Here is a 6,623-nt window from a genome sequence, read left to right as displayed (position 1 = left end):
GTGTGGTGTGGGAAGGACGGCTGGGGATATCTGTTTGCCGTGATTGACGCTTATGACCGGGAGATTGTGGGGTACTCGTTTTCCCGGTTCTGCCGTACAGAGGACCTGCTGAAGGCTGTGGATATGGCGCTGAACTATCGCTTCCCGAATGGCGTTCAAGGTGCCGGTCTGACATTGCGAACGGACAATGGCTGCCAGATGACGAGTCGACGGTTCATCGAAGCGATGAAGGCCTGCCAAATCAACCATGAGCGGACCGGGTACAACAACCCCGATGCTGACGCATACATCGAGCGATTCTTCCGGTCGCTGAAGGAGGAGGAGGTCTGGCTGCAGGAATACAGCAGCTTTGCCGAGGCGAAAGCGGCCATTGAGTCGTACATTCACTTTTACAACACGGATCGACCGCATTCCGCACTAGGTTATCGCTCGCCGTTGGAATTCAGAAATTGGAAAATGCAACAAAACGCAGCGTGAGACAATTTTTATCTGAATTGCAAGTCTCTCATCTCTCTCTTAAAAGCCATCCCATCTGTCTTGACAAAGTCGGGTTCAATACGCCACTTATCCACATGCGGCAGCGGGTAATCGGCGTACTCCACCACCGTGGCCAGGCCGTCTCTCATGTGTTGTAAATTATGGCAGTGAAAGAACCGGTTACCGGGATTGTTGGCTAAAAATTCGATAGTGCAGCGCTCCATTGGCCGCAGATTGACCACATCTTTGATCAGTGGCCGTGCTAAGACCCTGCCGTTGAAACTCGTAATTTCAAACGAATGTCCGTGCGGATGCATGGGATGCTCCATCATGCTCATGTTTTGCATTTCTATGCGCACCCGATTACCTTTGCCTATTCGCAACGGGGCAGTGTTTGGGTAAGAGGCGCCGTTGATGGTCCAGCTTGGCCCCATCATCATCCCGCCACTGGGCGTCAAAACAAAATGTTGATCAACCTTCGCCAAAGAACCACCATCGGCGGAGGAGTTGGTGTAGGACCATGACGGGGCGGGCGGAGGCCCTTCACTGACTTGCCCTTGTGTATAAAAGGGAATTCGGACAGTTTCCTGACCGGCGATTTTGGACCGCAGATACCACTTTCCTGTCTGCGGTGGCGTGACCACAATGTCGTATCGCTCCGCCGGAGCGATGTACAAATCGCTCACGGGTATAGGGGTATCCAGCGGATTTCCATCCGTGTGGGTAACTAAGAAGCTACCTTTGTCCATGGTCAACCAGTAAGACTCGGAAGCGCTGGCGTTGATGAGGCGAAGGCGAAGCTTCTCACCTGCGTGTACGGTGACAGGGGCCAGGGCTTCTGGGATATCTCCGTTAATGAAATAGGTGAGACCTTGGCTGGAGGAGGTCATGGTCCCGCCCCCCATCATCATTTGACCCATGCCGCCGCTTGCTTGCATCCCGTAATCGAATCCGGGATTGGATTGGTATCCCCACGTGGACAGGGTGAGCGTCATGTCACGGTCTTCAGGGTACGGATCCTTGCTGTTTACTGGTTCAATGATGAGTGGGCCAAACAATCCATTTGGGATTTGATCCATTTCGAACACATGCGAGTGATACCAGCGAGTGCCGGAGGGACCGGCGACGAACTCGTACGTAAACGACTGTCCTGGCAGGATGGGGTCCTGGGAGATGCCTGGTACGCCGTCCATCGGAGACGGGACATTCACACCATGTCAGTGCAGCGTGGTGGGTTGGTCGAGATGGTTGTTCACCAGCACCCGAACCTTGTCGCCTTCTCGGACACGGATCTCGGGGCCGGGGAACTGGCCGTTGATGAGATATCCGCTGAAACGGCGGCCATCCCGAAGCGTCACATTTCCTCGGGACAGGTTGAAGACGAACGATTTGACGTTCCCGTTCCACGGGACCGTGGGTTTCTGCGGAAGTACCAGAGGGATAGGTCTTCCAGGAATGGGAGAACGAATGAGCGGGTAGCTGCCAAGCCCAATCAACGTAAGGCCGCCCAAGGCCATTAGAAATTCCCGCCGGGTGATTCGCTTGTTGGCCACATTTCCACCTCTCATGGGTTAGTATGCCACATGTGCGTTACACTATGGGCAGGTCGAAACAGTTGGGGGAAACGCAATCATGATGATGAACGGGATGGGCATGATGGGGTTCGGGTTCATGAGCCTGTATTGGATACTCTCCGCATTGATTTTGATTGCCGGGATCCTGCTTGTCCTCTGGACCATCGTTCGTGTGGTCAGAAGAGGATCTCTCAGTCAAAACGATAAAGAGCATGACCACGCTGTTCGACTGCTCAAAGAACGCTACGCCCGTGGTGAAATTGACCGGGAGGAATACTTGCAGCGTCTCAAAGACTTGCGAGACTAGATGGCTGGAGCGTTCTTTGCATGCCTGCCGTACATGGTTATATGGCAGAAGGGAGGCGGACAAATCCGCTCTCCCTTCATCGCAAGAATGTTTCACTCTGTATCGTAACCGGCGTCCTCAATGGCCTCTTTCAGTTTGGCCACGGTGGTCTTCGCCTCGTCGAAGGTGACCGTGGCTTTCTGTCCTTGCAGATCCACGCTCGCCTCCTGTACACCCTCCACGTCCTTGAGCGCCTTCGTGACGGAATTGACACACCCGCTGCACGTCATGCCTTTAACGGTGATGGTCGCCGTTGCCATGTCCATCGTCTCCTCTCATGGTTCGTGTATGTTCAGGTCGCCCGTTTGTATGTTGGCGTCGACACGTTCTCTTCCTACGCCGCATGCACCTCCTTTCCGAGCCGCAGGCGGCGCAACAGTAGGCTGTTCGATACGACGCTCACTGAACTGAGCGCCATGGCCGCCCCGGCGATGACGGGGCTGAGGATGCCCAGCGCCGCCAGCGGGATCCCCAGGACATTGTAGAAAAACGCCCAGAACAGGTTTTGGCGTATTTTACGCATGGTCGCCTTGGACAGGCGCAGAGCGTCCACGACACCGTGCGTCTGGCCGTGCATGAGGACGATATCCGCCGCCTCCAACGCCACATCGGTGCCGGTACCCATGGCGATGCCGATGTCGGCTGCCGCCAATGCAGGCGCATCGTTGATGCCATCGCCCACCATGGCGACCACCCGCTCCTCTTTGCGCAGGGCTTCCACCTTGGCCGCCTTATCGGCGGGCAGGACACCGGCCATCACGTTCGTGATTCCCGCCTGCTGTGCGATGGCCTCTGCGGTGCGGGCCTCGTCGCCCGTGATCATCCAGACTTCGATGCCGAGTTCCTGAAGCTGTTTCACCGTACCCGGCGCATCCGGCTTGAGGGTGTCGGCGATGGCGATGGCGCCGAGCAACCGGTCATCCTGCGCCACCAGCACCACGGTCTTGCCGGCACGCTCAAACGCCGCCAGGACATCGCCGGGGATGGCCAGATTCGCATCGGCAAGCCAGGTACGATTCCCAATCCGTATTCTGGCGCCGTTCACCATGCCCTGAATGCCGTGGCCGGGCACCGCCTGCACCTTGGACGCCATCGGGATCTCGACGCCATGGTCTTGGGCGAAGGCGACCACGGCCCGGCCAAGCGGGTGTTCGCTCTGCGCTTCCAGAGCGGCCGCCGCAGCCAGGAGCTCGTCACGCCCCACCCCCTCCGTAGTCCAGACGTCGGTGACCACGGGCTTGCCGGCGGTGAGGGTGCCTGTCTTATCGAAAACCACCGTGTTCACCCGGTGGGCGAGTTCGAGGTGTTCGCCGCCCTTGATGAGGATGCCGGATTCTGCCCCAAGGCCCGTGCCGACCATGATGGCGGTCGGGGTGGCAAGCCCCAATGAGCAGGGACAGGCGATCACCAGCACGGCTACAGCTGCGAGCAGTCCGTGCGACCAGTTGCCCAGGGCGCCCCAGATGAGGAGCGTGAGCACCGCCACAGCGAGCACAATCGGAACAAAGATGCCGGAGATGGTGTCGGCCAGCCGCTGCACGGGCGCTTTCGACCCCTGCGCTTGATCCACCAGCCGGATCACCTGCGCCAGGGCGGTGTCCCGTCCCACCTTCGTCACCCGCATGACAAAAGCGCTCGTCTGGTTGATGGATGCGCCCACGACCGGATCGCCCGGCTGTTTGGAGACCGGCATCGACTCGCCGGTGAGAAACGACTCGTCGACCGACGTCGTCCCCTCAATAATCACGCCGTCCGCCGGCACCTTTTCCCCAGGCCGGACCCGGACGAGATCGCCCACCCGCAGGTCCTCTACGGCCACGTCCGTCTCCACGCCATTCCGCAGCACGTGGGCCACCTTGGCGCCGAGCTTGGCCAGGGACTCGATGGCGGCGCTCGACTTCGCTTTGGCACGGGTCTCCAGCAGCTTGCCCATGAAAATCAGCGTCACGACGGTGGCGGAGCTGTCGAAGTACACATCCGGTTGGCCCAGGATGGTCAGGATGGCGCTGTACACGTACGCCACGCTGGTGCCAAGGGCGACCAACACGTCCATGTTGGCGGCCCCACCCCGGAGAGAATGGTATGCCCCTTTGTAGAACCGCCAGCCTACGTAAAACTGGACGGGCGTGGCGAGCAGCCACGAAAGCCAGTTTGGCAAAAACGGCCGCCCGCCGATGAGCATCACCAACATCTGCATGACGAGGGGCAGGGTCAGCAGGACGGAGAACCAGAACTTCGCCAGGTCCCGGCGGTACGCCTGCAGTTTCCGCTGCTTCTCTTCGGCTTCCGCCGCCTCGCTGGCGAGGGTGGCGCCGTACCCCGCCTTTTCCACCGCCCGAATGATATCTCCTTCGTGAATCACGCCTGGCACATAGCTTACGTGCGCCTTCTCCGATGCCAGGTTGACGTGGACCGACCGCACGGCATCCAGGCGTCCGACGACCTTCTCGATGCGGGCGGCGCAGGCGGCACAGGTCATGCCCGTGATGTTGAGGTCCACCTCTCGCACCGGCACTGAGTAGCCGGTTTTCTCGATTTTGGAGACGACCTCTGTCCAAGGCGTCTCTGGGTCCAGGACCACACGGGCTCGCTCCGACGCTAGGTTGACGTTGACCTGCTTGACTCCAGGCAATTTGGCCACGTTCTTTTCAATCCGGGCGGCGCAGGCGGCGCACGTCATGCCTTCGATGGGCAGCGTGATCTCTTTGGCCTCGCTCATCGATTTCACCTCCCACGGTCGTTTAAGACCGGGTGAACTGACGGATCACGTCCATCAGTTCGTCCACCTTTTCATCACCCTGTTCCCGGTTGGCCAGGGCGTCCGCCACACACCCACGGGTGTGGGACTCGAGAATGGTGAGCCCGACTTGGTGAAGCGCACTCTTGACGGCCGACACCTGCACCAGAATGTCGACGCAGTAACGGTCTTCTTCAATCATTTTTTGCAACCCACGCACCTGACCTTCGATGCGCCGCAGCCGGCGCAGGAGGTCTTCCTTGTGTGGGGCGTAACTGTGTCCAGTGTGTTCCGGGTGATCGGGGCACATGACAATCCCTCGCCTTCAGATGCTCTAAACAAACCATACCCCCGTATTGTATATGTGTCAATATCCACTCACGCACAGGGTGGCCAAAAGACGGTCATCCGTGGGCAACTGTCTTCCGTTCCGCATATCGCTGTCGGGGGAAGGAGGCGTGGAGAATGGGGTCCATCCGCATGGGGATGACCAAACTGATTGCGCCGAATTTGACGTTTTTGCCGCACCGCCTGGTGTACGGGGTCAAACAGTTTCACTTGGTGGCCGAGCCCGTGGAACAAACCTTGGTGGGCGGCGTGACCATTCGAGCCTGGGGCTACAACGGTTCTACACCGGGGCCGGTGATGGTTGTGCATCCAGGTGAGCGTGTGCAGGTGGTGTTTGTCAATCGCCTTCCAACAGCCACCTCCATCCATTGGCACGGCCTTATCGTGCCCAATGATGTGGACGGCGTGCCGGAAATCGGGGCGGGGCCAGTCATTCGGTCGGGGGAGACGTATGTGTATGACTTTGTGGTGCGTCAAGCCGGGACATTTATGTATCCATGCTCACACCATGGACTCCAAACAGGAGATGATGGGGCTTGCGGGCATGATTGTCTCGCTTGCTCGACAGCCGATGACCCATCGGGAGTATGTCATCCTGCTCCAAGAATGGGCGGTGCAGACGGACGGCGGCATGGACATGGCGGGCATGCAGATGGGCGGGCAGACCCTTCCGATGACCCAGACCACGGGTGCGCCATCCATGTCTGAGCATCCGACTCACGGAGAGCCGGGGACCCAAGGGAGGCGGTTTGACATCAATCCCATGAGCATGGATTTCAACTACTTCACCTTGAACGGAAAAGCGTACCCGGACACTGCGCCACTGCGGGTCCGACGTGGGGAGCGGGTGCGCATCCGGCTGGGGAACATCAGTATGGATTCGCATCCGATGCATTTGCACGGTCACGAGTTCCAAGTCGTCGCTGCAGATGGGTCGGATCTCATGTTCCCGTGGTCGAAAAACACCATCAATGTCGCACCGGGAGAGACGTGGGACATCGAGTTTGATGCAAACAACCCTGGGGTCTGGGCGTTTCATTGTCATAAACCTCATCACACCACGAATGCACATCAGCCAGGCATGGGCGGTATGTTTACCACTGTCACCTACGTGTGAGGCGTTTACGGCGGCGTACGAAAC

The 6,623-nt window shown here is 58.8% G+C and carries 8 protein-coding genes and 1 pseudogene; 4 read left to right on the top strand and 5 right to left on the bottom strand.

Annotation, left to right across the window (positions count from 1 at the left end; genetic code table 11):
• The coding region (locus BM357_RS16765) for an integrase core domain-containing protein (protein ID WP_175511567.1) at positions 1–477 on the top strand (477 nt) is incomplete at its 5' end.
• Positions 478–485: 8 nt separating this feature from the next.
• Here the strand turns inward: BM357_RS16765 and BM357_RS20600 are convergent.
• A complete protein-coding gene (locus BM357_RS20600) occupies positions 486–1,367 on the bottom strand; it encodes a multicopper oxidase family protein (protein ID WP_342741642.1) in 882 nt (293 codons plus the stop codon).
• A gap of 150 nt (positions 1,368–1,517) precedes the next feature.
• Positions 1,518–1,994 (bottom strand): annotated as a pseudogene (locus tag BM357_RS20595) (multicopper oxidase domain-containing protein); the annotation flags it as partial.
• 115 nt (positions 1,995–2,109) lie between these two features.
• Between BM357_RS20595 and BM357_RS16750 the strand changes: the two are divergent.
• A complete protein-coding gene (locus BM357_RS16750; protein WP_231493553.1) occupies positions 2,110–2,358 on the top strand; it encodes an SHOCT domain-containing protein in 249 nt (82 codons plus the stop codon).
• 92 nt (positions 2,359–2,450) lie between these two features.
• Here BM357_RS16750 and BM357_RS16745 read toward each other — a convergent pair whose 3' ends face one another.
• The 3 genes from BM357_RS16745 to BM357_RS16735 all read right to left on the bottom strand — a co-directional run bounded on the left by BM357_RS16745 (position 2,451) and on the right by BM357_RS16735 (position 5,444).
• Positions 2,451–2,657, bottom strand: a complete 207-nt coding sequence (locus tag BM357_RS16745) for a heavy-metal-associated domain-containing protein (RefSeq protein ID WP_074956161.1) — start codon at positions 2,655–2,657, stop codon at positions 2,451–2,453.
• A 74-nt stretch (positions 2,658–2,731) separates the two neighbouring features.
• Complete coding sequence (locus BM357_RS16740) at positions 2,732–5,116, bottom strand: heavy metal translocating P-type ATPase (RefSeq protein WP_074956158.1); 2,385 nt, start codon at positions 5,114–5,116, stop codon at positions 2,732–2,734.
• Between the two features lie 22 nt (positions 5,117–5,138).
• Positions 5,139–5,444, bottom strand: coding sequence for a metal-sensitive transcriptional regulator (locus BM357_RS16735; RefSeq protein WP_029420766.1), 306 nt, complete (start codon positions 5,442–5,444; stop codon positions 5,139–5,141).
• A 155-nt stretch (positions 5,445–5,599) separates the two neighbouring features.
• Here BM357_RS16735 and BM357_RS20590 point away from each other — a divergent pair, with 155 nt between their 5' ends.
• On the top strand, positions 5,600–6,190 hold the full coding sequence (locus tag BM357_RS20590; RefSeq protein WP_342741641.1) for a multicopper oxidase domain-containing protein: 591 nt from the start codon (positions 5,600–5,602) through the stop codon (positions 6,188–6,190).
• Positions 6,114–6,599: a multicopper oxidase domain-containing protein gene (locus tag BM357_RS20585; protein WP_342741640.1), complete on the top strand. Its 486-nt coding sequence runs from the start codon at positions 6,114–6,116 to the stop codon at positions 6,597–6,599. Before BM357_RS20590 ends, BM357_RS20585 begins: the two co-directional genes overlap by 77 nt.
• The last annotated feature ends 24 nt before the right edge of the window (positions 6,600–6,623 follow it).

This window comes from Paenalicyclobacillus macrosporangiidus, assembly GCF_900116805.1.
Lineage (GTDB): Bacteria > Bacillota > Bacilli > Alicyclobacillales > Alicyclobacillaceae > Alicyclobacillus_H > Alicyclobacillus_H macrosporangiidus.
Note: the sequence above shows the minus strand (reverse complement) of the source record. Positions and strands in the feature narration are given on the sequence as shown.

Excerpts from the sequence above, each read along its gene's own strand:
- BM357_RS20600 (WP_342741642.1), bottom strand. The coding sequence starts at position 1,367 with ATGACCTCCTCCAGCCAAGGTCTCACCTATTTCATTAACGGAGATATC.
- BM357_RS16750 (WP_231493553.1), top strand. The coding sequence starts at position 2,110 with ATGATGATGAACGGGATGGGCATGATGGGGTTCGGGTTCATGAGCCTG.
- BM357_RS16745 (WP_074956161.1), bottom strand. The coding sequence starts at position 2,657 with ATGGCAACGGCGACCATCACCGTTAAAGGCATGACGTGCAGCGGGTGT.
- BM357_RS16740 (WP_074956158.1), bottom strand. The coding sequence starts at position 5,116 with ATGAGCGAGGCCAAAGAGATCACGCTGCCCATCGAAGGCATGACGTGC.
- BM357_RS16735 (WP_029420766.1), bottom strand. The coding sequence starts at position 5,444 with ATGTGCCCCGATCACCCGGAACACACTGGACACAGTTACGCCCCACAC.
- BM357_RS20590 (WP_342741641.1), top strand. The coding sequence starts at position 5,600 with ATGGGGTCCATCCGCATGGGGATGACCAAACTGATTGCGCCGAATTTG.
- BM357_RS20585 (WP_342741640.1), top strand. The coding sequence starts at position 6,114 with ATGGACATGGCGGGCATGCAGATGGGCGGGCAGACCCTTCCGATGACC.